Source organism: Opitutaceae bacterium TAV5, assembly GCA_000242935.3.
GTDB lineage: Bacteria > Verrucomicrobiota > Verrucomicrobiia > Opitutales > Opitutaceae > Geminisphaera.
On the sequence record CP007053.1, the window covers coordinates 4,456,859 to 4,482,743 of the forward strand.

At 64.6% G+C, this 25,885-nt stretch carries 18 protein-coding genes; 6 read left to right on the plus strand and 12 right to left on the minus strand.

Features of this window, described 5'->3' with window-relative positions; translation table 11 throughout:
• Positions 1-60: 60 nt before the first annotated feature.
• Positions 61-2,808 (plus strand): serine/threonine protein kinase, encoded by a 2,748-nt coding sequence (locus OPIT5_19070; GenBank protein AHF92016.1) that lies wholly within the window; start codon positions 61-63, stop codon positions 2,806-2,808.
• A 227-nt stretch (positions 2,809-3,035) separates the two neighbouring features.
• On the opposite strand, the gene OPIT5_19075 is transcribed toward OPIT5_19070, so the two are convergent.
• The 7 genes from OPIT5_19075 to OPIT5_19105 form a co-directional block, all read right to left on the minus strand.
• Positions 3,036-3,473, minus strand: a complete 438-nt coding sequence (locus tag OPIT5_19075) for a thioesterase (GenBank protein AHF92017.1) — start codon at positions 3,471-3,473, stop codon at positions 3,036-3,038.
• 205 nt (positions 3,474-3,678) lie between these two features.
• Positions 3,679-4,647, minus strand: coding sequence for a DeoR family transcriptional regulator (locus tag OPIT5_19080; GenBank protein ID AHF92018.1), 969 nt, complete (start codon positions 4,645-4,647; stop codon positions 3,679-3,681).
• Between the two features lie 468 nt (positions 4,648-5,115).
• Positions 5,116-6,594 (minus strand): mannitol 2-dehydrogenase, encoded by a 1,479-nt coding sequence (locus OPIT5_19085; GenBank protein ID AHF92019.1) that lies wholly within the window; start codon positions 6,592-6,594, stop codon positions 5,116-5,118.
• Positions 6,595-6,781: 187 nt separating this feature from the next.
• A complete protein-coding gene (locus tag OPIT5_19090; GenBank protein ID AHF92020.1) occupies positions 6,782-7,723 on the minus strand; it encodes a sugar ABC transporter permease in 942 nt (313 codons plus the stop codon).
• 68 nt (positions 7,724-7,791) lie between these two features.
• Positions 7,792-9,309: a lantibiotic ABC transporter permease gene (locus tag OPIT5_19095; protein ID AHF92021.1), complete on the minus strand. Its 1,518-nt coding sequence runs from the start codon at positions 9,307-9,309 to the stop codon at positions 7,792-7,794.
• 113 nt (positions 9,310-9,422) lie between these two features.
• Positions 9,423-10,187 (minus strand): short-chain dehydrogenase, encoded by a 765-nt coding sequence (locus OPIT5_19100; GenBank protein AHF92022.1) that lies wholly within the window; start codon positions 10,185-10,187, stop codon positions 9,423-9,425.
• A gap of 165 nt (positions 10,188-10,352) precedes the next feature.
• Positions 10,353-11,375 carry an ABC transporter substrate-binding protein gene (locus OPIT5_19105; protein ID AHF92023.1) on the minus strand — a complete coding sequence of 341 codons (1,023 nt, stop codon included), beginning with the start codon at positions 11,373-11,375 and terminating at the stop codon, positions 10,353-10,355.
• Positions 11,376-11,910: 535 nt separating this feature from the next.
• On the opposite strand from OPIT5_19105, the gene OPIT5_19110 reads away from it, so the two are divergent.
• From OPIT5_19110 to OPIT5_19120, 3 genes are all read left to right on the plus strand, one after another.
• Positions 11,911-12,603 carry a hypothetical protein gene (locus tag OPIT5_19110; GenBank protein ID AHF94528.1) on the plus strand — a complete coding sequence of 231 codons (693 nt, stop codon included), beginning with the start codon at positions 11,911-11,913 and terminating at the stop codon, positions 12,601-12,603.
• A 446-nt stretch (positions 12,604-13,049) separates the two neighbouring features.
• The gene (locus OPIT5_19115; GenBank protein ID AHF94529.1) at positions 13,050-13,631 is read left to right on the plus strand and encodes a hypothetical protein; all 582 of its coding nucleotides are present in this window, start codon (positions 13,050-13,052) and stop codon (positions 13,629-13,631) included.
• An 11-nt stretch (positions 13,632-13,642) separates the two neighbouring features.
• A complete protein-coding gene (locus OPIT5_19120) occupies positions 13,643-14,698 on the plus strand; it encodes a stilbene synthase (GenBank protein ID AHF92024.1) in 1,056 nt (351 codons plus the stop codon).
• Between the two features lie 140 nt (positions 14,699-14,838).
• Here the strand turns inward: OPIT5_19120 and OPIT5_19125 are convergent, their stop codons facing one another.
• From OPIT5_19125 to OPIT5_19145, 5 genes are all read right to left on the minus strand, one after another.
• The gene (locus tag OPIT5_19125; GenBank protein ID AHF92025.1) at positions 14,839-17,106 is read right to left on the minus strand and encodes an alpha-L-rhamnosidase; all 2,268 of its coding nucleotides are present in this window, start codon (positions 17,104-17,106) and stop codon (positions 14,839-14,841) included.
• Positions 17,107-17,151: 45 nt separating this feature from the next.
• Positions 17,152-18,666 (minus strand): arabinose isomerase, encoded by a 1,515-nt coding sequence (locus tag OPIT5_19130; GenBank protein AHF92026.1) that lies wholly within the window; start codon positions 18,664-18,666, stop codon positions 17,152-17,154.
• A gap of 181 nt (positions 18,667-18,847) precedes the next feature.
• A complete protein-coding gene (locus tag OPIT5_19135) occupies positions 18,848-21,454 on the minus strand; it encodes a hypothetical protein (GenBank protein ID AHF92027.1) in 2,607 nt (868 codons plus the stop codon).
• Between the two features lie 25 nt (positions 21,455-21,479).
• On the minus strand, positions 21,480-22,331 hold the full coding sequence (locus OPIT5_19140; GenBank protein ID AHF92028.1) for an IclR family transcriptional regulator: 852 nt from the start codon (positions 22,329-22,331) through the stop codon (positions 21,480-21,482).
• 46 nt (positions 22,332-22,377) lie between these two features.
• Complete coding sequence (locus OPIT5_19145; GenBank protein AHF94530.1) at positions 22,378-22,500, minus strand: hypothetical protein; 123 nt, start codon at positions 22,498-22,500, stop codon at positions 22,378-22,380.
• 9 nt (positions 22,501-22,509) lie between these two features.
• Between OPIT5_19145 and OPIT5_19150 the strand changes: the two genes are divergently transcribed.
• Entirely contained in the window at positions 22,510-23,607 is a 1,098-nt protein-coding gene (locus OPIT5_19150; GenBank protein ID AHF92029.1) for a lysophospholipase, read from the plus strand.
• A gap of 523 nt (positions 23,608-24,130) precedes the next feature.
• On the plus strand, positions 24,131-25,867 hold the full coding sequence (locus OPIT5_19155; GenBank protein ID AHF92030.1) for a peptidase S24: 1,737 nt from the start codon (positions 24,131-24,133) through the stop codon (positions 25,865-25,867).
• Positions 25,868-25,885 lie beyond the last annotated feature (18 nt).

Consider the following 25,885-nt stretch of genomic DNA (forward strand, 5'->3'; position numbering starts at 1 on the left):
GTCCGCAAAATAGGGGTTGCCGGAGCAAACCGGCATTCTACGTTCTCTTCTTTTCGCCGGATGCAATCCCACGGACCGAAGCGCGTTTACACCCCACAGTCCCTTGAGTTCTGGTTTTCCAAGCTGGAGCATGATTGGGACGAATTCTTCACCCGTGAACAACTTGAGGAAGGCCACCGCATTTATCGCGAGGGTGAGGTTCGCGAGGTGGAACTCACTGAAAAGGATGCGATTATCCACCGCCGCATCGACAAGCGCGACGAGTATGCCGTGATCGAATGGAGTTCCGCCGGCACCTTCCGGGTGCGTTCCTCGACCGAAAACCAGGAGTCTTCCCGCGCCCTCGCCGTCGCGGGCCTGCACGAGATCGAGGAACTCGTCGCCGACGAGATCTCGCCGCTGCCGGAAACTGCCCCGCCTTTTTCTCCCGCGGCCTCTGCGGCCGACCCTGCCGTTGACGGAGTCGCTTCCGTCCCCGCTCCCGGCCGCGCCGCGCCGCCCGCCGCCTCCGTCGCGGCCAACGGTTCGGCCATCGCGTCTCCCGCGCCTCCGCCTGCGCCGGTGTCGCCCCCGGCCTCCGGCATGTCTGCGTCGGCTTCGACACCCGCGGCAACGCAGAAGCCGGATCCGCAACGTCCCGCACCGTCGCAGGCCGGTCCGGCACCCGCGCCGGGAGGCGCGCGGACGCTGCTCCTTTCCTTTACCACGCGGGCGGAGGGTCTGGGGTTCGAGGCATTCTGGGTGGATGACGACGGCTCGCGCGTGCCCGCTCTCGGCGCCGCTGCGCAAGGCCGCGCCCAGCCGCCCAGCTCGGCGGAGCGCGCCAAGCTGATCGGCCTCGCGGCCTACGCGCGCCGGGCCCACTTCGCCTACTCGCAGGAGCTCGGCGCCTATGTGCTGGCCTCGGTCGCGGAGGTGACGAACTTCCTCAAGACCACGCTGCCGGCCTGGAAAAAACTTTTCGAAACCGAACTCTGCGCCACCTCCGCCAACCTGCTGGCAGGCGCGCGCGAAATCACCATCGAGGCCGTGGCCGGGCCGCGCCGCAACGGATCGGCCGGCGCGGGCGGAGGGCTCGACCTGCGCTGGATCTTCCGCGCCGGCGAACACCTCCTCTCCGATGCCGAGGTGGCGCTCGTCACCCGCAACGGCGGCAGCGCGCCGTCGATGTTGCCCGGCGTCGGCATCGTGACGCTGCCCGTCGAGAAGCTCGCCTCGGTCGCGGCCTGGCAGCGCAGCGTGAAGGAGACCCGCACCGGCGCCGGCGAGATTCCTCCGTACCTGATTTTTTCCCTCTTCAACGACTCGCGGCTCAAGCTCACGCTTTCGCCCGAACTCGAGACCTGGCGGCAGGGCGTGCTCGAACACCCCGCGCCTGCGGCCGACCTGCCCGCCGTGTTGCGTCCCTACCAGCGGCGCGGCGTCGAGTGGCTCCATCACCTTTGTGACAAGGGTTGCCACGGCCTTCTCGCCGACGAGATGGGTCTCGGCAAGACGCTCCAGGTGATCGCGCTCCTCATGACGCGCCCGGCGGCGAACAACCGGCCCGCGCTGATCGTGTGTCCGGCGAGCGTCGTGCCCGTCTGGTGCGAGGAGATCGAGCGCTTCTGGTCCGGCACGCGCGTCGAGGTGCTGAAAAACGGCAACGATTTTTCCGTGATCCACACCGAACCGCCCCGCGTGTGGGTGGCCAGTTTCACGCAGTTGCGCAAACACCGGGCGTTGCTCGACGAGTACGAGTTCGGCTACGCCGTCCTCGACGAAGGCCAGTTCATCAAAAACCCGGATGCCAAGGTCACGCAGACCTGCTTCGCCATCCGCGCCACCCACCGTATCGTCCTTACGGGTACGCCGCTGGAAAACCGCCAGCTCGATCTCTGGTCGATCTTCCGCTACCTGCTGCCCGGCCTGCTCGGCACGCGCACGGCCTTCGAGGCGGCGCTGCTCGCCGACCACGCCGGCACGATGAAACGCCTGCGCGCGCAGCTCGCGCCCTTCATCCTGCGCCGCACCAAGACCGAGGTGGCGAAAGAACTCCCGCCCAAGGTCGAGATGGAGCTCATCTGCCCGCTCACCGAGGTGCAGCGCAGCGAGTACGCGAAAATCTGCGCCGAAGGCCTGCAACGCCTCGGTGACGATGTGGGCGCGGCCATGCGTGAAAAATCCTTCGGCCTGCTCGCGCTCCTCACGCGCCTGCGCCAGATTTGCTGCGATCCGGACATGCTGCCCTGGATCAAGGACGCGCCGCTGACCGATTCGGGAAAGATCACGCTGCTCGTCGAGCGCCTCGCCGAGGTGATCGCCAACGGCCACAAGGTCGTCATTTTCTCGCAATTCGTGATGCTGCTCGACCGCGTGAAGATCGCGCTCGCCCAGGCGTTCCCCGACCTGCCGCGCTACGAACTCACCGGCATGACGCTCGACCGGCTGAAGCCTGTGCAGGGTTTCCAGGGGGCGGAGGGCGCGGCGGCGATGCTGGTGTCGCTCAAGGCGGCGGGCACGGGCATCACGCTGCATTCGGCCGACTACGTTTTCCTGCTCGATCCGTGGTGGAATCCGGCGGTGGAGGCGCAGGCGGTGGACCGCGTGCATCGTATCGGGCAGAAAAGCACGGTTTTCGTTTACCGCATGGTGACGGCGGGCACGATCGAGGAGCGCATCGAGGCGCTGAAAGCCACGAAGCGCGACCTGTTCGACAAGCTGGTCGGCGGTCTCGGCGGCGACTTCGACCTGACGCAGCATTTCACCTCGTTGCATGAACTCGTGCAGCTCACCACCGGGCAGGTGGAGACGGAGCTGGCGGGTTGATCTGCCGGCGTTCTGACGGCACACGGCGAGCGGAACCGGCGTCGCGTGTAATGCGCTTGCATTACGACCTGATCGATGTGGCACGGGCATCTTGCCCGTGAACGTTGCCTCCCCGCGAGTGGCACGGGCTTCCAGCCCGTGATGTCGGGGGGGAGGGGGGACGTTTGCGGCGCGGAGCGCCGTCCACGGCCAGGATGGCCGTGCCACGTCGGCCTGCGTGGCATCCGTTACGACCCGGCGGCGAACAGCTCGTTCATGCGCGCGACAAAACGGGCGGGCGGGCGCACGGGCTTGCCGGCGCGGTCGATGAAGGCGTGGGTTGTCCAGCCGGTGGCGAGCAGTTCGCCGTCGCTGTCATGGCTGCCGCCGCGATCACCGCGGCGTACCTCGTAAGTGATGCGCAGGCGCAGCGACGGTTTTTCCGCGAGCGTGGCGACGATGGCGAGGGTGTCGTCGTAGCGCGCCGATTTCAGGTAGCGCACGTTTGCTTCCAGCACGGGGAGCAAAAAACCTTCCGCCTCCAGATCGCGGTAGGGGAGTCCGTGATACCGGAGCAGATCGGTGCGGGCAATTTCGAACCACGGCAGATAATTGGCGTGGTAAACGATGCCCATCATGTCGGTTTCGGCGTAGCGGACCTGGACGGTGGAACGGTGCGTAAGCATGGCGAAGGGCCGATCCTTGTCCCACGGGGGGCGGGATGGCAAACCGGTAGAGCGGAGCGGCGGCATTCCTGCCGCTGCGACGAGGCGCGAAGCGCCTCGCCCCTTGCCGGAGAAGCCACGAACACCCGAACCGGCGACGCTGCGTGGCCGTCGTCGGCGGCAGGTACCGAGGCCACAGGCCGACAGCCTGCCATTCCTGCCGCTCCTACAGCTTCAGCACGGCGCGGGCGGTGGCCTCGTCGGTGACGAGTTCGCTGACCAATCGGCCGCGGAGCGCGCCGGCAATGGCCTGCACCTTGTGGGGGCCACCGCCCACGGCGGTGATGACGCCGGGCGGCAGCGCGGACAGCGGCACGGCGGACTGACGGCCGGTGAGCGCGGTTTCGAGAATCTTGCCGTCGGCGTCGTAGAACCAGCCGCAGATTTCACCGACGGCCTGGTGCTTGTGCAGCATCTTGAGCTCATCCTTCGTGATGAAACCGTCGGCCAGTTGCGGGATGTCGTCGCCGTGCAGGTGGCCGATGCCGACAAACGCGGCGCGGGCTTCGGAGGCGAGACGATGGATTGTCTGAAAAGCGGGTTGCGACTGGAGCACGCGGCATTCGTCAGCCGTCTGGGTGACGACGGGCGCGAGCATCGGATAACAGGCCGCGCAGGTGCGCTCGGCCAGGCGCATGATCACGTCGTAAGGGCCGGCGCGCCCGTCGCGCGAGATGTTGCCGACGATGGAAATGAGCGTGTGCTGCGGGCGTTCGATGCGCTGGATCTGCGAGACGGTGGCGTAGAGCGTGCGGCCGATGGCGAAGGCGAGGACGATGGGGTCGCGGCTGGCGAGGTGCGGCTCCAGCCGGTTGGCGGCGGCGATGGCGATGCCGTTCATGATCTCGGCTTTCGCCGAGCCGGGCACGACTTCGGCGTAGGTGAGGCCGAAGCGTTCGGCGAGCGCGCCGGCCAGTTCGAGGCAGTCGGCGAGCGGGTGGTCGATGCGGAACTTGACCAGACCTTCCTCGACCGCCTGGGCGACGAGCCGCTGCACGGCGGGTCGCGAGAGCTTCAGGCGGGTGGCGATCTGGTCCTGGGTGTTGCAGCCGATGTAGTAGAGCCACGCGGCGCGGATGGTGAGCTGGCGGCGCTGTTGCTGCCAGTCGGTGCTGGCGTCGAGAACGTCTTTCATGATCAGGAGAGCAGGGGAGTGTGCGATTGTCGGGTCGGGTTACAGAAGTCTGAAAGAAAGCAGGGAAGGATTATTTTCTCACAGAAGCCGGGGACCCGGCGGGCCGAGGCATGCTTGAAAACAGCTACCAATAAGAGAGCTGAAAATTTGAACAGAAGATAACGAAGATAACGAAGGAAACGAAGGCTCGCTGGCGGCGGGTGGTGGGTTGGGCAGAGGTGACATTTTCTTTCCTTTAATACGGGTGTCCCGAATGGCTTTGATCTTGCACAAAGCTCGCGAAGGACACGAAGGCGATAACAGACAATCTTTTGCGCGCTTTGCGACCTTCGTGTAAAAATCCGAAGGCTTTGAGGCGTTGGCATAAAAAAGGTTCGGATGCAGGGCGGGTGGCGGAAACGGAAAATAGCTTCGTTCTCTTCTTATCTTCTGTTCAAAAATATCTTCTGTAAAACAGGACAGGGCGGGTCAGGCGACGGCATGCCGGTAGCGCTCGACCGTGGCGCGGGCGCCTTCGGTGTGGAGAAGGTGCAGGGCGTCGAGGTAGGCGGCGCGGAAGCGGGCATTGTCCGCGAGATCGCCGAAGACGGCGCGGTTTTCGATGAAGCACGCGGGCGTCACCCGGTTGTTGGCGGCGATGGCGGTGAGCCGGTCGGCGAGGCGGTCGACGACCTTGATCGGCTGGCCCTGCTCGTCGGTGCCCTCGGCGTAGCGGGCCCAGCTCGCGACGACCGCCGCGCTGCGGGCGATCGGGCCGCCGCTGGCGAGGTTTTCGCGGATGACGGGCAGCAGCCACTTGGGAATACGGTCGGAGCTTTCGGCGCAGAGCCGGGCGAGCGTGTCCCTGACCTCGGGGTTGGCGAAGCGGGCGATGAGGGTGTGCTTGTAGTCGGCCAGGTCGATGCCGGGGACGGGACGGAGCGTGGGCGTGCCTTCGTCGTCCATGTAGCTTTGCAGGAATTCGGCGAAGGCCGGGTCCTGCGCGACTTCGTGCGCGTAGCGGTAGCCGGAAAGGTAGCCGAGGTAGCAGAGCGCCTGGTGGCTGGCATTGAGGAGGCGGAGCTTCATCAGCTCGTAGGGGATGACGTCGGCGACAAGTTGCACGCCGGCTTTCTCGACGGGCGGACGGCCGGCGGCGAAGTGGTCTTCGACGACCCACTGGGTGAACGGTTCGCAGACGACGGGCCAGGCATCCTCGATGCCGGTGCGCTCGCGGAGATCGGCACGGTCGGCCTCGGTAGTGACCGGTGTAATACGGTCGACCATGCAGTTGGGGAACGTGACGTGCTGCCCGATCCAGGTGGCGAGGGCGGCGTCCTTCGCATGGGCGTAGGCGAGGAACATGCGGCGGGCGACGTCGCCGTTGCCCTGGATGTTGTCGCACGAGAGGAGGGTGAACGCGGGGATGCCGCGCCGCTGGCGGAGGCGCAGGGCTTCGGTGACGAGGCCGAAAACGGTTTGCGGGACGGCGTCCGGCCGGAGGTCATGCTGCACGCCGGGATCGTCGAGGTTGAATTCGCCGGTGTCGTGGTGGAAGTTGTAACCGCCTTCGGTGATGGTGAGCGATACGATGCGGATGGCGGGATCGGCCATCTTTTCGATGACGGCGGCGGGATCGTCGGGCGCGTAGAGGTACTCGACGATGGAGCCGATGACGCGGGCCTCGTGGCGTCCGTCGGGGTGCTTGACGACGAGCGTATAGAGGCCGTCCTGCGCGCGGAGGGCGTCGCGCATGGCGAGGTCGTTCGGCATGATGCCGACGCCGCAGATGCCCTGGTCGAGGGCGAGGCCGGCGTTCATGAGCCGGTCGAGGTACATGGCCTGGTGGGCGCGGTGAAAACCGCCGACACCGAAGTGGACGATGCCGGCCTTGACGGTGGCGCGGTCATAGACGGGGCGGGCGACGTCGGCGGGGAGCGAGGCGAGGGAAGCGTTGGTGAGTTTCATGACGTGGTGTGAGTGGAGAGTGGAGGGGGAGCGGGAGGGTATGTGGAAAGGGGAAGGGAATGGAGGAAGGAGAGGGGAGAACGTCTAACATTTAACATTAAACGCCTGACATTTAATGAAGAACGTCGGCAGGCGGCTGGTTGAGTGTTAAATGTTGAGCGTTAAGTGTTGAATGTTTTCCCGGCTTTTACGCGCGGGCGGTCAGGCGCGTGCGTAGTCCTTCGAGCAGGACGGCGAAGATGATGATCACGCCTTTCACAACCTGCTGGTGATAGCCGGGGATGTTCATCAGGTTCATGAGATTGGAGATGGCGGAAAGGATGATGACGCCGATGAGCGTGTTGAGGACGGTGCCGCGTCCGCCGGAGAGACGCGCTCCGCCGACGACCACCGCGGCGATCACGTCGAGTTCGAAACCCATCGCGAGGACGGGCGAGCCGACGCCCGTGCGGGAGGCGGAGATGATGCCGGCGGCCGCTGCGGCGAGACCGGAGATCGCGTAAACGGCCGCCTTGTAGGGCGCGACGCGGATACCGGAGAAACGGACCGCCGTCTCGTTGGAGCCGGTGGCGAGCACGACGCGCCCGAAGACCGTCTTGCGGGCGACGAAGATGCAGAGCAGGAACACCGCGAGGAGCACGTAAACGGGGCCGGGTACTCCGAGAAAGCTGCTGATGCCGAAATCGTTGAAGGAATCGACCTCGATGAAGACGGGCTGGCCTTTGGAAACGATGAGGCCGGCGCCGCGGGTGATCGTCATGAAGGCGAGCGTGGCGATGAAGGGCGCGATGCCGAACCACGCGACGAGCACGCCGGAGCCGAGGCCGGAAACGAGCCCGACGAGGAGCCCGATGAGGATGCCGCCGGTGAGTCCGAATTCGGGGATGGCGAGGCCGACCACGACGGAGGTGAGCGCCATGATCGAACCGATGGAGAGATCGATGCCGCCGGTGAGGATGACGAAGAGGAGACCGAGCGAGGCGAGGCCGAGCGGCACGCTCTGGCGAAGGAGGTTGGTGATGTTGTCCCCGGAGTAAAAATGTTCGGAGAGAAAACCCGCCAGCACGAGCATGACGACGAGCGTGATGAAGGGGGTGTTGTCGGCGAGGAGACGTTTGAATTTGTTCATGGCGGGGAGAAAAGGTGGGCGGGAGAGAGTGAGAGGGGGCGGGAGGGGGGAGATGACGGAGAACGGGATCAGGCAGCGGCGCGTTTGGGGAGGGCGAGGCGCATGATGGCCTCCTCGGTGATTTCGTCGCCGGCGAGTTCGCCGGTGATCGTGCCTTCGCACATCACGTAGGCGCGGTGGCAGAGGCCGACGATCTCGACGAGTTCGGAGGAAATCATGAGCACGCCGAGCCGGCGGGCGGAGAGTTCGGTGATGAGGTTGAAAATCTCGGCCTTGGCGCCGACATCCACGCCGCGTGTGGGTTCGTCGAGGATGAGGAGGTCGCAGTCGGCATCGAGCCACTTGCCGAGGATGACTTTTTGCTGGTTGCCGCCGCTGAGGGAGGAAAGGGGATCGTGGATGGAGCCGAGTCGCATATGGAGACGTTCGCGGGCGGCCTGGGTCTGGCGGTTTTCGGCGCGGTGGTTGATGAGACCGAAGCGGGTGACCTTGCGCAGGCTGGCGAGGGTGGCGTTGGTGGCGATGGGGAGTTCGAGGAGGCCGCCCTGGCCCTTGCGGTCCTCGGGGACGAGGCCGATGCCGGAGCGCATGGCGTGGCTGGCGGAGCGGGGGAGGCGGAGAGGCGCGCCGTTTTTGGCGATCGTTCCCGTATCGGCACGATCGATACCGAAGAGGCAGCGGGCGAGCTCGGTGCGGCCGGAGCCGACGAGGCCGGCGAGGCCGACGATTTCGCCGGCGCGGAGGCGCAGGTGGATGTCGCGGAGGACGCGGTGGCGGGAGAGGTTTTTTATTTCGAGCAGCGGGTGCTCGCCGGGAGCGGAGGGGGGGGGCGGGGTTTTGGGCGGGAAGAGGGCGCTGAGTTTGCGGCCGACCATGTTGGTGATGATGTCGTCTTCGGTGCAGGCGGCGGGGTCGAGCGTGGTGACGGTCTGGCCGTCCTTGATGACGGTGATCTCGTCGGCGATGCGGAAAATTTCCTGGAGCCGGTGCGAGATGTAGATGATGGAGACGCCCTGCTCGCGGAGGCGTCTGAGGCTGGCGAAAAGGACGTCGATCTCGGGATCGGCGAGGACGGCGCTGGGCTCGTCAAGGATGAGGATGCGGACGTCGCGGGCGAGAATTTTGGCGATTTCGATGATCTGGCGCTGGGCGATGCCGAGTTCGGAGACGGGGGTTTTCGGGTCGATGTCGAAGCCGAAGGCGCGGATGGCGGCGGCGGCGGACTCGTTGAGCTTGCGCCAGTTGATGGAGAGGGAGCCGCGGGAGAGGTTGTCGAGGTAGAGGTTTTCGGCGACGGTGAGATCGGGGGCGAGGGCGAGTTCCTGGTGGACGATGCCGATGGCTTCGCGCTGGCTGTCGCGAGGGGAACGGAAATCGACGTCGCGCCCGTCGATGCGGATGATGCCGCCATCGCGGGTGTGGATGCCCGCGAGGATTTTCATGAGGGTGGACTTGCCGGCGCCGTTTTCGCCGACGAGGGCGTGGATGGTGCCTTTGCGCACGTGGAGGCTGACATCCCGGAGCGCATGCACGCCGCCGAAGCTCTTGCGGACGTGTTCGATGGAGATGGCGTAATCGGTGGACATGGGGAGGACGGCGGCAGAGCCGCCGCAGGGTTCAGGGTTTGGCGTTCAGGGTTTACGGTTGATATCAGGAATGGTGTGTCGGGCGACCTTTCGACGATGTCATGACAGACGTATTACCAGCAGACGAAGCCGCCGTCGACGACGAGATTGCTGCCGGTGCAGAACGAGGCGGCAGCGCTGGAGAGGAAGACGGCGGGGCCGACGAGTTCGTCGACGGATGCCATGCGGCCGAGAGGCGTTTCGGCCTCGAACCGGCGGACCATCTCCGCCACCTCGGGCCGCCGGGTGATGGCCGTGGCAGTGTACCCGGGGCTGATCGCGTTGACGCGGACGCCGCGCGCGGCCCATTCCATGGCGAGACTTTTCGTGAGATGGATGACGCCGGCCTTGGCAGTGTTGTAGTGGGCCTGAAGGACACCGCGATTGACGATGAGGCCGGACATGGAGGCGATGTTGACGATGCTGCCGCTCTTGCGGGGAAGCATGGCGCGGGCCTCGGCCTGGCAGGAAAGGAAAATGCCGGTGAGGTTGACGTCGATCATGCGCCGCCATTTTTCCAGGGGCATGTCCTCGGCGGGCGCGTCGCCGGCGATGCCGGCGCAGTTGATGGCGATGGCCAGCGGACCGAGGCCGGATTCGGTTTTCCCGATGGCGGCGGCGAGATCGGGTTCCTGCGTGACATCGCCGGCGAGCGCGAGGGCGCGGCGGCCCAGCGCTTCGATGCGCGCCACGGTGTCGGTGAGGCCGGCGCTGGCGGAGAGGTCGAGGCAGGCGACGGAGGCGCCGGCTTCGGCGAGGCCCACGGCGATGCGTTGTCCGATGCCGCTGCCGGCTCCGGTGACGAGGGCGATTTTATCCTGAAGGCTGAAGAGGCTCATGACGGGTTGCGGACGGAAACGGGTTTCCCGGCAGGGCACGGCCATGGCCGCGATCCGGGACGACGGGAAAAGGTGAAGGTGTTTTCGGGGAAGAAGGAGAAAGGGGAGGGACGGCGCCCCGTGGTGGTCCGGGTCGAGGCCGCCGTCGCCGGGATCGGATGTCGATCAGTAGAGCGCCTCGGGATTGTAGTGCTTGTCGACGTTGTCCTTGGTGACGAGGATGGAGGGCGTGTAGAGCACGTCGGGGATATCCGTGTTGCCGCCGGCGAGTTTCTTGCAGACATCCACGGCCATTTTGGCGAAGACCTCGGGGTCGTTGATGGCGGTGGCCTGGATGTCGCCGGACTTGACGGCGAGGAGCCCCTTGCTGTAGCCATCGTGCGAATACACGCGAACGTTCTTGAGCTTGCCGGAGGCCCGGAGCGCGCGGATGGCCCCGAGGGTCATGTCGTCCATCTCGGTGAAGAGGCAGTTGACCTTGGCACCCTGGGAGACGAGCGCGTCTTCCATGGCCTTGAGGCCGCCCTGCTGGTCCCAGTTGCCCCACATCTGGGTGAGGACCTGGAAACGGGTCTGGTTAGTGTTGCGGAGCTGGGCTTCGATGACGCCGACCATGAAACCGGTGCGGCGGGCTTCGCCGACGAGGTTGCCCTGGTTGCCGGAGATGATGACGGCGTTGATCTCCTTGTTGCCGAACTGGTTGACGGCGTATTCGCCGACGAGGCTGCCGTTCTTGAAATTGGCGCCGAGGATCCGGGTGAGCACCGGGGCGTCGTCCGCGATATCGCTGTCGACGGTGATGACCGGAACGCCTCGCCGCTGCGCGATCCTGGCGATGCGGGCGCCACCGACGGGGTCTTGCGGATTGAGGACCAGGTACTTGATGCCCTGGGAGAGCATGTCCTCGACGTCGGCGACCTGTTTGTTGAGGTCGGCCTTGGCGTCGGTGGTGACGGTATCGAAACCGGCGGCCTTGGCGTTGATTTTGAAGTATTCGGTAAGGGCGTTGAAGTAGGCGCCGTTGAGGGTGCGGTTGGCGAAACCGACTTTATCGGCTGCGCGGGCGGAGGGGGCGGTGCAGGCAAGCAGCGTGAGGGCGAGGGCGGTAACGCAGGCGGCCGCAAGCGCGGAGAGGCGCGCGGCAGCGGAGCGGGAGAACGCAGGAGCGTGGGAGGATGCGTGGTGCATGGCGGGAAGGGCTAACGGATTTTTTGTCGGGTTGGGTGGCGGTCGGGTTGGCCGGTTCCGGGCCGGAGGAGCAGGGGCTGCGGCGGGTCGGAACCGGAGGTTCGGAAACTACGATGAGCAAATGACCGTTTATTGAGCAAAAAGTCAAGCGGCATTTTTCGAGAAAAATTTCCGGGCATAATCGTGTGATTTTGCTTCCCGGGGAATGGTCCCCCGGTCCCAGCGTGCCTTCGTTCGGCAGTCATCGTGCAGACTCCTTGCGTGACCACAGCGTGGTCGAGGTTGAGGATTTTGGGGGTCTCGAAGAGTTCGGTGGCGTGGTGACCGACGCCTGACGCAAAGTGGCGTATGGAGCCTTCGGCGACCCGGTGTTTGGGGAAAGTGTGCACGTCGGGCTTGAAAATACCGTGCGTGTGGTGTTGCCCATTGCGGAGTCGGCGACGGGTGAAGGCTGCGGGGCGGGACGCTGGCCAGCATCATTTTTGCCCGGCACCTACACGAATCCAAACGCACGCGCCGGTTGCTCTGTGGTCCGTTGTTCGCATGGTGGGGTATGGAACGCAGGCTCCAGCCCGAATTGCTCGATTCGCTCCCCGACGGGTCGCCTGCCGCGCGGCATTCGCGGCGCGACCTGCGTGTCCTCAACCGCCTCCTTGGCAGTCGCCGCTGGTTCGAGCGAGGCCTGAAACGCCTTCTCCACCCCGGTGAGCGCGTGCTCGAGCTCGGCGCAGGAGGCGGGGAGATCGGCGCCGGGTTGCAGGCCAGGGGGTTTCCGGTGGACGGGCTCGATCGTTGCGGGCGGCCTGCGGCGTGGGATGCCCGGTATCGCTGGCACCGGACCGACCTGTTCGCTTTCGAGGCGTGGAGCGACTACCCGGTCGTGATCGCCAATCTCTTCCTGCACCACCTCGATGCGCCGCAACTGCGCTGGCTCGGCGAACGGCTTTCGTCCCATGCCCGGGTTGTGCTCACCAGCGAACCGCTGCGTTGCCGGCTCACCGGGGGGTTGTTCGCCCTTGTCTGTCCCCTGATCGGAGCGCACCCGGTCACACGTCACGATGGTCGTGTGAGCATCACGGCCGGGTTTCGCCACGGTGAATTGGCCGAATCCCTCGGGATCGGGCGGGATGTCTGGCGCTGGCGGACCGCGCATACCGTATCGGGAAGCTGCCGATTCCTTGCGGAGAAACGGGAAAACCCGGCCGCCAGACCGGCACAACACCGATGAGCCCGTTGCGACAGATCGAGATTGTCGGAGGAGGGCTGACGGGACTTTCCCTCGGGCTCGGGCTGCGACAGGCCGGCGTGCCGGTGACGGTTTTCGAGGCAGGCGATTATCCGCGGCATCGCGTTTGCGGTGAGTTTATCAGCGGGCTGGATGAGGCGATTGCCGCAAGGCTGATCCCGGAAGATTTGCTGGCCCATGCGCTGCGGCATCGCGAAGTGCGCTGGTATTGCGGGGATCGTTTCGCGGGCGGGCAGCGGCTGCCATCGGCGGCTCTCGGAATCAGTCGCTACACTCTGGATACACGAATGGCCGAGGAATTCGTCGCGGCTGGCGGCCGCCTGGTTACACGAACACGGATGGATCCCGCAGCGGATGAGGCAGGGCGCGTGTGGGCTTGCGGACGTCGCCGTGCCTCTCCGTCACCCTGGGTCGGATGGAAATGCCACGTGCGCGGTCTGCGTCTCGACGGCGATCTCGAGCTGCACCTCGGGCGTCGCGCTTATGTCGGGCTTTGTCCGGTCGGGGAGGGCTGGACCAATGTGTGCGGTCTCTTTCACCGGAGCGCCGTCGGCGCGGGTTCGCGCGAGGAATTTCTCGAGGATGCGCTGCGCGCCGCCGGCCTTGCCGCTCTGGCTGCGCGTCTGGAAACGGCGGAACGTCGCCCGGAGTCGGAATGCGCAGTCGCAGGACTGGCGTTCGGATGGCCGGAGCCCGCAGAAAAGGTGCGTCAGGTGGAACTGGGCGATGCGTCCGCGATGATCCCTCCTTTCACCGGTCATGGCATGGCGCTGGCCTTTACGAGTGCATCGTTGGCGGTCGATCCGCTGGTGGCCTGGGCGGCGGGTGTCGTGTCCTGGGAGGACACGGCCCGGACAATTCACGAGGCGCACCGGAGTCGTTTCCGCCGGCGGTTTGCCGTTGCGAAATGCCTGCATCCCTTGCTGCTGCACCCTGCCGGGCAACGTCTGCTTGTGCTTCTCGTCCGCGCCCGCGCGCCGTTCAACGCCTTTTACCGCCTGCTCCGTTAATCGTATTTTACGTGCATCTTCACGCTCTCGCCACCGCCCTTCCGTCCGATTCCTTTACCCAACGGGAGTGCTGGGATATCGTCCGCGCCTCCGACCGTTATCACCGGCTGCAACGGCGTTCGCAGTTGATTTTGCGATCCGTGCTGACGGGGGATTCGGGTATCGCCACGCGGCACTTTGCGATGCCGGAGATCGAGCGGATTTTCGAACGCACTCCCGACGAGCTCAACGCCATCTTCCGCGACGCCGCGCCGCGGCTGGCTGGCGTCGCCCTGAAGCGCGCGCTGGAGCAGGCGGGACTGCACGCCGATGCACTCGATGCGTTGCTCGTGTGCACCTGCACCGGCTACCTTTGCCCTGGCGTGAGCAGCTATGTCGCGGAGCAGGCGGGTCTGCGTTCCGATGTTTTTCTGCAAGATCTCGCCGGGCTCGGTTGCGCAGCGGCGATTCCCACGCTGCGAGCGGCGCAGGGTGTGCTCGCGGCGCGTCCCGGAGCGGTGGTGGCCTGCGTCGCGGTGGAGGTATGTTCGGCGGCCTTTTATCTGGATGACGATCCGGGCGTGTTGCTCAGCAGTTGTCTTTTTGCCGATGGCGCCGCCGCCACCCTCTGGCGCGACACGGCGGGGCCTTGCGGATTGCGTTGCGACGGGTTTTCTTCGCTGCACGAGCCGCAACACCGGGATCGCATCCGTTTCGAAATGCGCGACGGCAAGCTTCGCAACCTGCTGCACGCCTCCGTGCCGGAGCTGGCGGCCAGCGCAGTGTCACGGTTGTTCGCGACCGAGGCGGCGCAATCGGGAGAGCGGTCGATTACCCGCATCATCGCTCATGCGGGCGGGCGCGATGTCATCCAGGCGATCGAAGCGGCGGTGCCCGGATATCCCCTCGATGCGACACGCGCGGTACTGCGGCGATGTGGCAACATGAGCAGTCCGTCCGTGCTGTTTGCGCTCGAGGAAGCGCTCGCCGGAGGGAAGCCGGGGCCGGCGGAAGACTGGTGGCTGGTCAGTTTCGGTGCCGGTTTCAGCGCGCACGGTTGCCGTTTCGGCGTATCCGCACCTACCTGACATCGCTGCCGCCCGGATCACCGGACAGACAGCGCCTTCGTGAATAAGCAGGACCGGAACACTGGCGGCCGGACACGCCGGGAGGAAAAGATCGCCGGACGGGCGTTCGTGCGTCGCTCCTCCAGGGATGTCGCGGAGTGTCATGGGGCGGTGCGAACGATTTTGTGACCGCCTGCCGCCAGTTCAAGAGACTCTCCGGTCCACGGCAGCCGGGCGAGGGCCACCGTTCCTTGCGGGACGGTCACCTCCCACGAAAATTTGCCCGATTCATTTTTCCAGTTGCTGACGATGCGTCCGTGGGGGCAGTCGTGATGAGCGTTTACCCATTGCAGGCCGGGGACGGGATGGGGTTCGAGAAAGAAGCGTTTGAAGCCGGGATGCCCGGGATCGGGTCGGATGCCGGCCAGGGTATTGAAAAACCAGTTACCGTATCCGGCGAACATCGGGTGGTTGAGCGAACGGGCGCCGTGCCGGGCATCGACTTCCGCCTCCCCCCAGTATTCCCACAACGTGGTCGCTCCCCGCCGGATCAGGTCTCCGAAACTCGGGTAAGAGTCCTGGTGCATCAGCGCGAGGGCGACATCGCCATGCCCGTGGCGGGTCAGCGCCTCGAAGAGGTAGCGGATGCCCATGATGCCTGTTGTCACATGCAGGGCGTGCGTATCACGGGCGTCGCAGGCCAGGCTGTCGGCGATGGCTTGCTCCTCGCCGGGAGGGGCAAAGCCGAGTTGCAGCGCCATCGCGTCGGCGGTTTGCGAGCCAAAGGTGTGATCGGCGCGGTTGTAATGGGTTTTATGGAGCGCGGCGCGGATTGCATCCACCAGCCGGGCATGGCGGCGGGCTTCCTGTTGATGGCCGAGGAGCGCGGCGGCTTCCGCCATGATGCGGGCGCATTGACCGAAAAGAAGCGTGGAGGTCAGGACCGGCGGTGTGTAACGGGGCTGGGCGCTGACGCCGGGATCAAACCAGTCGCCGAGGCCATGGGGAAGCAGTCCGTCGACAGAGAGACTCTCAAGATGAGCCATGACGGCGAGCATGCCGTCCCAATGACGTTCGAGTATCGCGCGGTTTCCGTAAAAAACATAATGGCTCCAGGGGATCAGGATCAGGGCCACCATCCAGTCGGGACTGGCCGCTCCGCCCGAGCGCCTGCCCGGTGCGATCATGAGGGGAAGTCCGCCATTGAGGTGGCGGGTGGTTTCGATGTCACCGAGATATTTTTCCCAGAAGGCTGCGCCGGAGAAGGTGTAGAAGGAATAGTCGCAGACGAGGTGGGCGTCGCCCAGCCAGCCGCAGCGTTCGCGCGCCGGGCAATCCTCGGGGAAACCGTGGAGGTTGCTGCGGTGCGTCCAGAGCGCCATGCGTTGCAGTTGGTTGAGGCGCTCGTCCGGGCAGGTGAATGCCCCGGCGGTCGCCAGCGCGGTGTGGACGACGATGCCGGTGACGGCGTTGGCGGGGAGCGGGCCGGGCCAGCCGACAATTTCAATGTAACGAAATCCGTGATACGTAAACCCTGGCTCCCAGGTCTCCTCCGGGCCACCGCCCTTGCAGATGTAGGTGTCGATTTGCTCGACGCCCGTGGCAAAGACACCGGTGCTGGCGGTGTCCACCATGCCGTTCTCGAAAAGAGCCTCGGCAAAGCGCAACCGGATGCAGGTCCCGGCGGGGGCGGTGACGCGGATGCGCGCCCAGCCCGAAAAATTCTGCCCCATATCAACGACGCGGTAGCCGGGTTGCGGTTCGTGGATCGTACGGGGGCGGATTTCCTCGATGGTTTTCATCGGAGGAATCGTTTGTTCCTCAAGCCGTCCGCCGGGAGGGGGAACGATTTCGGAGGCAAACCATTGCGAGGCGTGCCTGGGTTTTGCCGTGTCGAATCCGTTTTCGTTCCATCCGATCTGCTCCAGGCGGGCATCGTAATTTTCGCCTGCGTAGAGGTTGTTGCTGGTGATGGGACCGCGTGCGCAGCGCCAGTCTTCGTCGGTGATGAGTGTAAACCGGGAGCCGTCTTTCAGGTGAACCTCCAGTGTGGCGATCAGGCGGGGGGTTCCGTAAGACATATCGCGGCGCCAGACGAGATCCTGATTGAACCAGCCGTCGCCGAGCATCACGCCGAGGGTGTTGGCCCCGGGGCGAAGCAGGCGGGTGACATCGTGCATGACGAAAAATGTACGGATGTCGTAATCCGTCTGCGCCGGGTCCAGGACATGGTCGCCGACACGTTGCCCGTTGATGAAGGCTTCGTGGCAGCCTAATCCGCAGATGGCGAGGCGGGCCGAACGGATGTGGGCAGCAATGGAAAATTCCCGTCGGAAGAGCGGCGCATGGCGCGCCCGTAGTGGTTCCGGCATGCCAATCCACCTGGCCAGTTGAAGGAGTTGAGCGCCGTCGGTTGGTATGGGTGTCATGGGGCGAGGGATGCGGGTCCGGTGCGGGATGGAGGCAAACCGGTTTTACAATTCGCGTTCGAGCGGCGTGACGACAGCGTAGTCGAGGTTGAGGATTTTGGCGATCTCGACGAGTTCGGCGGCATGGTGGCCGACGCCGAGCGCGAAGTGGTGCGTGGGGCCTTCGGCGACCCAGCGTTTGAGGAAGGTGCGCACGTCGGGCTTGAAAATGCCGTGCGTGTTGGTGTTGCCGGTCGGTGGAATCGGGCGGCGGGCGGACTCGCCCTCGGCAATCACGAACTTGAACTTGCCGTCGGCTTTCTGGCCGATCGAGAGCATCGTGATCGGGCCTTCCTTGATCTGGAACTCGACGCCGGCGCCGCTGCCGGGTTTGCCATGGTATTTTTTGAGGCTGCGGATGACGGGTTTGCTCGCGGCGATGTTGATGTGGTGGGGGCCGTCGTGGCCGACAAGAACGCTGTCCATCGCAAAATCGACGGGATGGAACTCGGCAAAGCTGCCGCCGATGTCGAGGCGGTCCATGATCATCATCGCCACGCAGGTCTTGATGTCGAACTCCCCGCACATCGGAAAACCGGCGCCGGTGAGCAGCGAGTTGCCGACGATGAGGTTGGTGACGAGCGTGCGCAGTTCGCTGCCCGGCTCGGCTTCGTAGTAGTAGGCGAGGCCGTCGAGTTTCTTGTCGGCGATGAGGCCTTCGAGCGCGACGGCGGCGCGGGCGGCGGTGTCGAGGTCGGCAGCGGTGAGTTTTTCGGTGAGCGGATCGGACTTCGGATCGGGCGTGTCGAAAAATTCGAGGATTTTTTCCTTCCACTTTTCAACGGCGGAGGCGTCGGGCGCGCGGTAGTGTTTGTGGATGTCGCCGGGTTCGACGAGGACGACGTGGGGACCGAAGGCCGCGGTGATGGCGGTCGGGTCGGTGTGCATGTCGAGCATCGACTCGAGAACGTGACCCATGAGACCGAGGCGGGCCTTGCGGAGCGAGTGAAGGACCTTGGCGATGCCGCACCAGCTTTTGAGTTCGGCTTCGGCGACGGGGTCGTCCTTTTCGTGACCGAGGATGACGGGGGGCGGTTTGCGTCCGAAGCGGATGGCAACTCCCGTGAACTCGGGCACGGAGCAGAAGTCGTCGTTGCAGAGCTGCATGAACGTCGTGCCGTTGGGATAATCCATCGCGGCGAGGGGCTGGATGGCGACGAGCACGATGGGCACGTTGATCTCGCGGCAGAGGATGCCGAAGGTCGAGGAGGTGCCGTAGGTGACCATGTCCACGAAGAGGATGTCGATGTCGGCGGCCTTGATACGCGGGACGACATCGTAGGCGGCCTGGGCGGTGTCGAGCATGCCGAAGTCGGAGACCGTGACGCCATGCGATTCGATGCGCTGGCGGACGTGGGCCTGTTTGCGGATCATCTCGTCGAGAAGCCCGGGGAATTGCGGCCAGTAAACGTGATGGCCGATGCCGACGAGGCCGGCGCGGGCAGTCAACGGATGCAGGCGTGCGATGCGCGGGGCCGGTGCGGTGGAAAGGGGAGCGGGAGTGGTGTTGGTGGTGCTCATTTGATTTTAGAGAAAAGGATTTTTTGAACAGAAGATAACGAAGGTCACGAAGGCGGCTCTGGTTGTCGGGATGGACAGACGGCAAACGAGAGATTTTTTAATCTGCAAGAGTTTGGCACTCGTTGCGGAGAGCGGGAACGGGAGTGCCTTCGTGATCTTTTTAACTTCTGTTCAGATGTTTTTACCAGGAGCAGAAGATTTCTCCGGTGACGGGTTCGGTGGTGACGCACCAGCCTTCGGCGGTGCGGCGGAAGGGAATGGCCGGGCCGGTGCCGAGGTAGCCTTCGTCTTTCTGGATACGCACGGCATCGGGTGGAAAATCCGTGTCGGGCAGGAAGGTGACGATGGCGTTTTTCAGGCCGCTGATGCGGAGGCGGCGGGTGATGCCGATCTCGCCTGAGTAGTGCTCGCGGCAGGACACGTCCCCGGGACCGGCCTGCTCGACGAGGATGCGACATTCGCGGTGCCAGGCGGCGGGTGTGTGCGTCTCGCCAACGGTGCCGGTGCCAGTGAGATGGACGTCGGTTCCGGTGGGGACGGGGACGCCTTGGGGGAATCGCCAGCGGAGGGTGGTTGTCGTAGTGGTGGTGAATCCCGAAAACACCCAGCCACCGCGGGAACGGGCACAGAGGATCAGCGGATCTTTGGTCGCAGGCGTGCTTTTGTCGAAGCGGATGATGTAGCCGAGTTTTTCCAGCGCCCAGCGCATGAGGCGTGCGGGGTGCGCCCATTGAGCGGGATCGTCGGGCTTGGGAAGATGAGCGCCGCCTTTTTTGACGGTTTCGGAGAGTGCGCCACGCACCCAGAGCAGGCGGCCGTCGCAGGCGGCGACGGCGAAGGGACGCGTGTCGCCGGCGGGACCGGTGACGGTGGCCAGGGTTTCGACGGAGGCGGGCGGGATGCCCGCGGGACACGGGCTGGAAGCCCGTGCCACGCCGGAATCATGGGCAGGATGCCCATGCCACGTTGCGGGCGGGACGCCCGCGCCACGGTCGGCCCGGTCGGTGTCGATGGGGCCGCCGTTGAGGAGAGAGCGGTAATTGAGCTTTTGCGGGAAGGCGGAGCCGTCGCGGTGGGCGTCGGGCGCGAGCACGCTTTCGAGGGTGAGTTCGCCGTCGAGAGGCGCGGCTCCCGTGCGGAGGCCGAGGTGGGAAAGGAGCTCGGGCGAGGTATGGGTGAGAGGCCCGTAGAGGAGGAGGAAGCCGCCGGTGCGGATATGCTCGAGAAGCGCGGCGGCGAGGGGCGTGCCGGCATCGGGGGCGGGAGTGACGAGAACCGTGCCGGCGTAGAGGCCGGGTTTGGCCGCGCGGGTGGCGAGGTAGTTTTTCGCCGAGACGACCGTGTTGAGCGGGAGGCCGGTATTGACAGCGGTTCGCATGAACCAGTCGCCGAAAAAGACTTCGCTGGCCCGGCTGGGCGTGGCGAAAGTCTGGTCATGGTATTCGTCGAACGGGTACACCCAGGTGAGGAGCCCGGGGGCATCGGGAAAATCGGCGAGGGCGCGCTGGATGTGCGGCGTGATCTCGTTGGGGACCTCGCGCGGGAGGCGTCCGAGAGAGTCGTCGATGGTGAGGAGCGAGAGGGAGGCGGGCGGGACGATCGCGCCATCGGGGCCGATGCGGTTGCAGGCGAGGGGGAGGTAGATGTCGTGCGGTTCGCGTCCGTAGCGGTCGAGCCAGGGGCTGTTGAGCCACCAGGGATCGTGGATGTAGTAGCGGAAGGGGTAGCCGGGAGAAGCGGACGGGACGCCCGCGCCACCTTTTTCGCCGGGGAGTTCCGCGATATGGGACATCCAGCCGACGAGTTCGAGGCCGTAATCGTGATTGAGAGCGGCCCAGGGAGAGTTGACGGGAGCGATGAGGTTGAAGCCGCCGGTATAGATATCGCGCACGGGAGAGGCATGGGCGGCGAGATCCATCGCGGTGGAGAGGTTGCTGCCGCGCGTCTCGACGCGATGGTCGGGGCACTCGGCGCGGAAATCTTGCCAGAATTTCAGGATGGAACGGTTGACGGCGGGAGCGCCAGAGGTGTCGAAGCGTTCACCGTCGAAAACTTCGCCGGTGCAATTCCAGGAATCGAGCGAGAAGCCGAATCCGTTGGAAAACCAGATGTAGTCGAAACCGGTGTCCTGCATGAAGAGGCGTGCCTGGCGTCCGAGAAAGGTGCCGAGCGGCGTGCCTTCGGGGATGCCGTCGGGGAAACCGGCGTAAGCGGTATCGTCGGCGTGCAGGCTGGAGGCGCAGTGGAGCCACTGTTTGTGGCCCATGATGGCGCCTTTGTTGATCTCGGGGTGCCGTTTGTACTTGAAATCGGATTCGGCGAACTCGGGGCCGGGGTCGAAGGTGGTGCCGAAGGTGACGGGTTTTCCCGTGGTTTCCGCTACACTGCGGCGGAGCGTGGCGATGATGTCGCGCAGGCGTCCGTAGGTGAGGGGAGGGGGCGGCGGGTTGTCGCAGTAGGGGACGCGGGCGGTGCCGTGGAGAGTGCCGGGCAGGGTGCCGGGAGGGGCGTCGTTGGCGATGCCGATGTAGCGGGCCCAGTGGATTTCGTCATCGGGACGGCCGCGGTAGTCGAGGATTTCGGAGCCGTCGGCCGTCCAGAAAAGAAACGAAAGGGCATCGGCGCTCTGGAGGAGAGCGTGGTACTGCGAGAGAATCTCGCGGGCGACGGCTTCGGTGCCGGCGGGCGACGGATCGCGGAAGGGTTTCGGCGAAAGTTCGAGGATGAGCCGGCGGAAACGGCGGCCGGCGCCGGGCGTGACCGAGGTGACGGGTGCGATGGTGGACATGGGTCTGGCGTTCAGAGGTTGGCGTTCAGAGTTCGGGTGAAGAGGCCGGATTTTTTTTCGGATTTTTTCGCGGCCTTCCGCGGCGGTTGCCGGGCGGGGCGTCGCTGGCGACGGGCGGATTGCTGTGGGCCCAGAGTGTTTCGATCTCGGCGGCGGCGGCGCGGAGGCCGTCGAGGGTGAGCCGGATCTGGGCGGGTTCGTTGAGCCGGACGGTGGGCGCGCTGGCGCCGAGGGAGGCAAACACCGTGCCCCACGGGTCGCGGATGGGGACGGCCAGGGCGCTGATGCCTTCGCAGAGTTCGTCGTGCGTCTCGCTGAAACCCTGTTCGCGGATGGCGGCGAGTTCGCGACGCAGGGCGGCCTCGTGCGTGATGGTCCTGGCGGTGTGGCGGGGAAGCCCGTGCTGGCGGAGATAGCTGTCGAGATCGGCAGCGGAAAACCAGGCGAGGAGAAGTTTGCCAAAGGCGGTGCCATGGGCGACGCCGCTCATGTCCTCGGGCTCCTGCACGCGGAGCGCCTGCTTGCTGGGGACGTATTCGAGATTGATCAGCCGGCCGTGATCGCTGGTCACGAGCATGACGGATTCGTTGAGCTCGCCGGCGACGCGGTGGACGACGGCGCGGGCGGAGTTGGTCAGTGAACGCAGGTACGACGGGTGGCGACTCAGCAGCATGAGCCGGACGCCCGCGTGGAAGAGACGGGTGGTTTCATCCTGGCGGACGTATCCGGCACGCGTATACGTGGTGGCGATGTTGTGCGCGGTGGCCACGCTGATCCCGAGAAGCTGGGCGAGGGGACGCGTGCCGATACCCTCGGGGTGGCGCACGATGGCTTCGAGGACGTGAAGGCTTTTTTCAAGGGTGAGGACGGTGGTCATTCGGGGAAAATCGGAAGTGCAGCGAAGAAAATAAGTGTTCTTTAATTTAGAACATCTGAATTTTAAAAATGAAAAACAGGAAGGCAGACAAGAAGAATATTGACGAAACAAGTGGAAATTTGTCTTTGGCAAGGCATCCGATTAATCGTTCTTGAATAAAGAACATCATCCTTATCCCATGAACAGATTCCTCATGTGCGCCTGCTTTTCCCTTGTGAGTTCCGGGGCCACGGCGGCTTCGGCCGATTTTGTGGCCGCGGCCGATTCGCGGATCGAGTTCAGTGATTGTCTGAAGGTCATCCGTGACGTGGATTCGGGTGAGGCGCGGGTGGATCGGGTGCTGGAAAATGCGCGCGGCTACCGTTGGGATGCGCCGGGAGCGCGGGTGCGGTTTCGCACGGACAGTGCGGCGGTGACGGTGCGGCTGCGTTATTCGGCACGGCATGTCGGGCCGGCGTGCAACAGCATCGGTTTCTGGCGGGTCGACGGGCGCGGAGATACGGCGGCGTGGTCTTTCACGCGCCCGCAGGTGGACGGAAAAAAGCTGCCTTATGATGCGGAACTGGCGGTGCGGTTGCCGGTTCCGGATACGCTTTCGGGCGAGAAGGCGTTTCACGATTACGAGCTGATTTTACCTTATGGCGACGCCGTGGATGTGCTCGGAGTGGAGGTGAGTTCCAGCGCGCGTTGGCAAAAACCGGCGGCGCGTCCGGCGGTGCGCTGGGTGGCGTTTGGCGACTCGGTGACGCACGGGTTCACGGCGAGTTCGGTGGCGGGTTCATATCCGTTTCAGGTGGCGGAGGCGAAGGGCTGGCAGGTCATCAACGAGGGGATTGGCGGCCGCTCGGCGTTGGCGAAGGACGGAGATTTTCTGGCGGGCGTGAAGGCCGACGTCTTTTCCGTGGCGATCGGAGTGAACAACTGGCAGGGCGGCACAGAGCTTGCGGTTTTCCGAAAAAACATGACCGAACTCCTGGGCCGCCTGCGTGCCGGGCACCCGGATGCGCCGGTGTATGTGATCACGCCCTTATGGGTTCCCCCGTCGTGGCGGCCGAAATCGGCGAAGTATTCGCTGGAGGATTACCGGGAAATCATTCGCGAGATCGTGGCCGCACGTGTGGCGGGAGGCGACGCGCATATGGTGCTCGTGAACGGTCCGGAACTGATCGACCACGACCCGGCACTGTTCGACAAGGTGGCGGTGCATCCGAACGATGCCGGTTTCGCGCAAATGGCGGAACGGCTGACACGGGCGATGGCGGCGCTGCAGAAGTAGACCGCTGAAGCAGCCGGCGAGGGCAGGGAAGGGGGGGGGGGCCGGCATATGTCGGACGCCAGTGGAATCCTGTGCCCTGTCGGTGCTTTTGCGGCCATCCCCGGTTTCCGGTAGTTCTGCCGCAGGCTGGGTGAATTTTGTAATAATTTTGCATTACTTGCGGTGAAGTGGTTGGAAACCAGGCATCGGGAGGTTCCATTAATTTCACCGGAATTTTTCAGCGATTGGCCGATCCGATTGCCGGTTTCACCGAAATCGGCTTTATACGTTCGCACCGGACCAGAATAAGCGGCGCGTGCCTTCCAGCTCTCTCTGTCCAGTCCTTCTTTGCGGAATTCCGTCGACCATGTCCTCTTGCCAGGAGGCTTCACGCCGGATGCCCGGACGTGTCTGGCCCGGCCCGATTGGACGGATCCTGTGCAAGGAAATAGCACTCTGATCTCCTTCCCCCACAATCATCTCCTTTCCCCCACAACCCCCGCCTCCTTTTTCCCGCCCGCTCCGGGCAGACCAGGATCATTTTATGTTATCTGTCTCATCGAAGAATCCCCGTCCGTATTTCTGCAATCGGTCTGCGCTGTTCCGGCGGTTGCCGGAAACGCTGGCCGTTTCTCTTGTGGCCATTTGCGGATACGCCCAGCAGACAGTTCCGGTTCAGGTTCCCCGGGCCGAAGGCGCATTCCAGAAAGGCGTTTCGATGCCCATCGCTCCACACAGCCCTGCCTCGCCGGTGAATGTGCCGCCGCCGGCCGACTCCGGATCACCGGCGACGCCGGCAGGCGAAAGCGAAGTGCGTCTGTTGGTCAAGGGTGTGCGGTTTACGGGCAACACGCTTTTTACCGACGAGGAATTGCGGGCACTGGTGGCTGCCGATCTGGGCAAGGAACTTTCGTTCGGCCAGTTACAGGCTCTGGCCGCCCGTGTGGAGACGTGGTACCATTCCCGCGGGTACGTTCTGACCCGGGTCCTCATCCCGAAGCAGGAAATCGGCGAGCAGCGCATCCTCGAATTCCGTGTTCTCGAGGGCTGGGTGGGAGAGATCGCCGTCGACGGCACCCGTCGTTTCAGTGCGGACCGGGTGCGCCGGACGCTGCTCGACAAAGTGACGCCGGGAGAGCCGTTCAAGCTCGCCGACATGGAGCGGGCGATGTTGCTGCTTAACCGGAATTCCGGCATCACGGCCAGCTCCACCCTGAAACCCGGCCGGGAGGTCGGCTCCACCGATCTCGATATCAACGTGAAGGAAGACAGGCGTATCACCGGCTCCATCGAGATCGACAATTTTGGCAGCGAGGACACGGGTGAATACCGCGTCATCCCGAGCGTGACGTTGCCCAATTTCACCGGCCACGGCGATGCGCTGAGCATCTTCGGCGTATTTTCGCTCGACGGCGACAATCTCTACTTCGGACAGGCGGCCTACGAGACGCCTCTCGGCGTTTCCGGCACGAAGTTCAGCAGCTATTTCTCGATGGGCAATTACGGCGTCGGCAATGAATTCAGCGCTCTGGAAATCGAAGGCGACAATCTGTCCTGGGGGACGGGTCTGTCGCAGGACTTTATCCTTTCCACGCGCACCTCGATCAACATCGAAGGCTGGTTCGAGTATCGCGATTCGGAGCAGGACATGCTCGGCAGCACCAGCAGCAAGGACCATATCCGCAAGCTCCGCGCCGGAATCAACCTCGACCACCGCGATCTCTATGGACGCACCTTCGTTTCCCTGCACATCCATCAGGGCCTGGGCGACATTCTCGGGGCGATGGATAACGACGATCCCCTGTCCAGCCGCAGCTTCGCCGGAGCGGACAACCGTTTCACCAAGCTGACCGCCAGTGTTACCCGCCTCCAGAGCCTGCACCCCCGGCTGTACCTGCTCGGCAGTCTGTTTGCGCAGTACGGCTTCGATTCCCTGGTGGCCGGCGAGCAACTCGCCATCGGCGGTGCGGATTCGGTTCGCGGTCATCCCCAGTCGGTGTACGCCGGCGACGACGGTTTTGTCGTCAATCTGGAAGCCCGCTTCTCCGTGCTCCCGAATTCCAGCCGCTACCAGCTCGCGGCATTCATCGACCATGGCGAGGTCCACACGAAAAAACCGGTTATCGGTCAGGACGAATGGACACGCCTGTCCGGCACGGGCGCCGGCGTGCGCGTCAACCTTCTGGAGCACCTCGATGTACGCGTGGATGTCGGCGTGCCCCTCGGCCCCAGGAGCGGGGACAGCGTTTATTGCTACGCCCAGGCCATCTACACGTTCTAGGAAAACCCGCCCGCTGTA

Excerpts from the sequence above, each read along its gene's own strand:
- OPIT5_19070 (AHF92016.1), top strand. The coding sequence starts at position 61 with ATGCAATCCCACGGACCGAAGCGCGTTTACACCCCACAGTCCCTTGAG.
- OPIT5_19075 (AHF92017.1), bottom strand. The coding sequence starts at position 3,473 with ATGCTTACGCACCGTTCCACCGTCCAGGTCCGCTACGCCGAAACCGAC.
- OPIT5_19080 (AHF92018.1), bottom strand. The coding sequence starts at position 4,647 with ATGAAAGACGTTCTCGACGCCAGCACCGACTGGCAGCAACAGCGCCGC.
- OPIT5_19085 (AHF92019.1), bottom strand. The coding sequence starts at position 6,594 with ATGAAACTCACCAACGCTTCCCTCGCCTCGCTCCCCGCCGACGTCGCC.
- OPIT5_19090 (AHF92020.1), bottom strand. The coding sequence starts at position 7,723 with ATGAACAAATTCAAACGTCTCCTCGCCGACAACACCCCCTTCATCACG.
- OPIT5_19095 (AHF92021.1), bottom strand. The coding sequence starts at position 9,309 with ATGTCCACCGATTACGCCATCTCCATCGAACACGTCCGCAAGAGCTTC.
- OPIT5_19100 (AHF92022.1), bottom strand. The coding sequence starts at position 10,187 with ATGAGCCTCTTCAGCCTTCAGGATAAAATCGCCCTCGTCACCGGAGCC.
- OPIT5_19105 (AHF92023.1), bottom strand. The coding sequence starts at position 11,375 with ATGCACCACGCATCCTCCCACGCTCCTGCGTTCTCCCGCTCCGCTGCC.
- OPIT5_19125 (AHF92025.1), bottom strand. The coding sequence starts at position 17,106 with ATGACACCCATACCAACCGACGGCGCTCAACTCCTTCAACTGGCCAGG.
- OPIT5_19130 (AHF92026.1), bottom strand. The coding sequence starts at position 18,666 with ATGAGCACCACCAACACCACTCCCGCTCCCCTTTCCACCGCACCGGCC.
- OPIT5_19135 (AHF92027.1), bottom strand. The coding sequence starts at position 21,454 with ATGTCCACCATCGCACCCGTCACCTCGGTCACGCCCGGCGCCGGCCGC.
- OPIT5_19140 (AHF92028.1), bottom strand. The coding sequence starts at position 22,331 with ATGACCACCGTCCTCACCCTTGAAAAAAGCCTTCACGTCCTCGAAGCC.
- OPIT5_19145 (AHF94530.1), bottom strand. The coding sequence starts at position 22,500 with ATGATGTTCTTTATTCAAGAACGATTAATCGGATGCCTTGCCAAAGAC.
- OPIT5_19150 (AHF92029.1), top strand. The coding sequence starts at position 22,510 with ATGAACAGATTCCTCATGTGCGCCTGCTTTTCCCTTGTGAGTTCCGGG.
- OPIT5_19155 (AHF92030.1), top strand. The coding sequence starts at position 24,131 with ATGTTATCTGTCTCATCGAAGAATCCCCGTCCGTATTTCTGCAATCGG.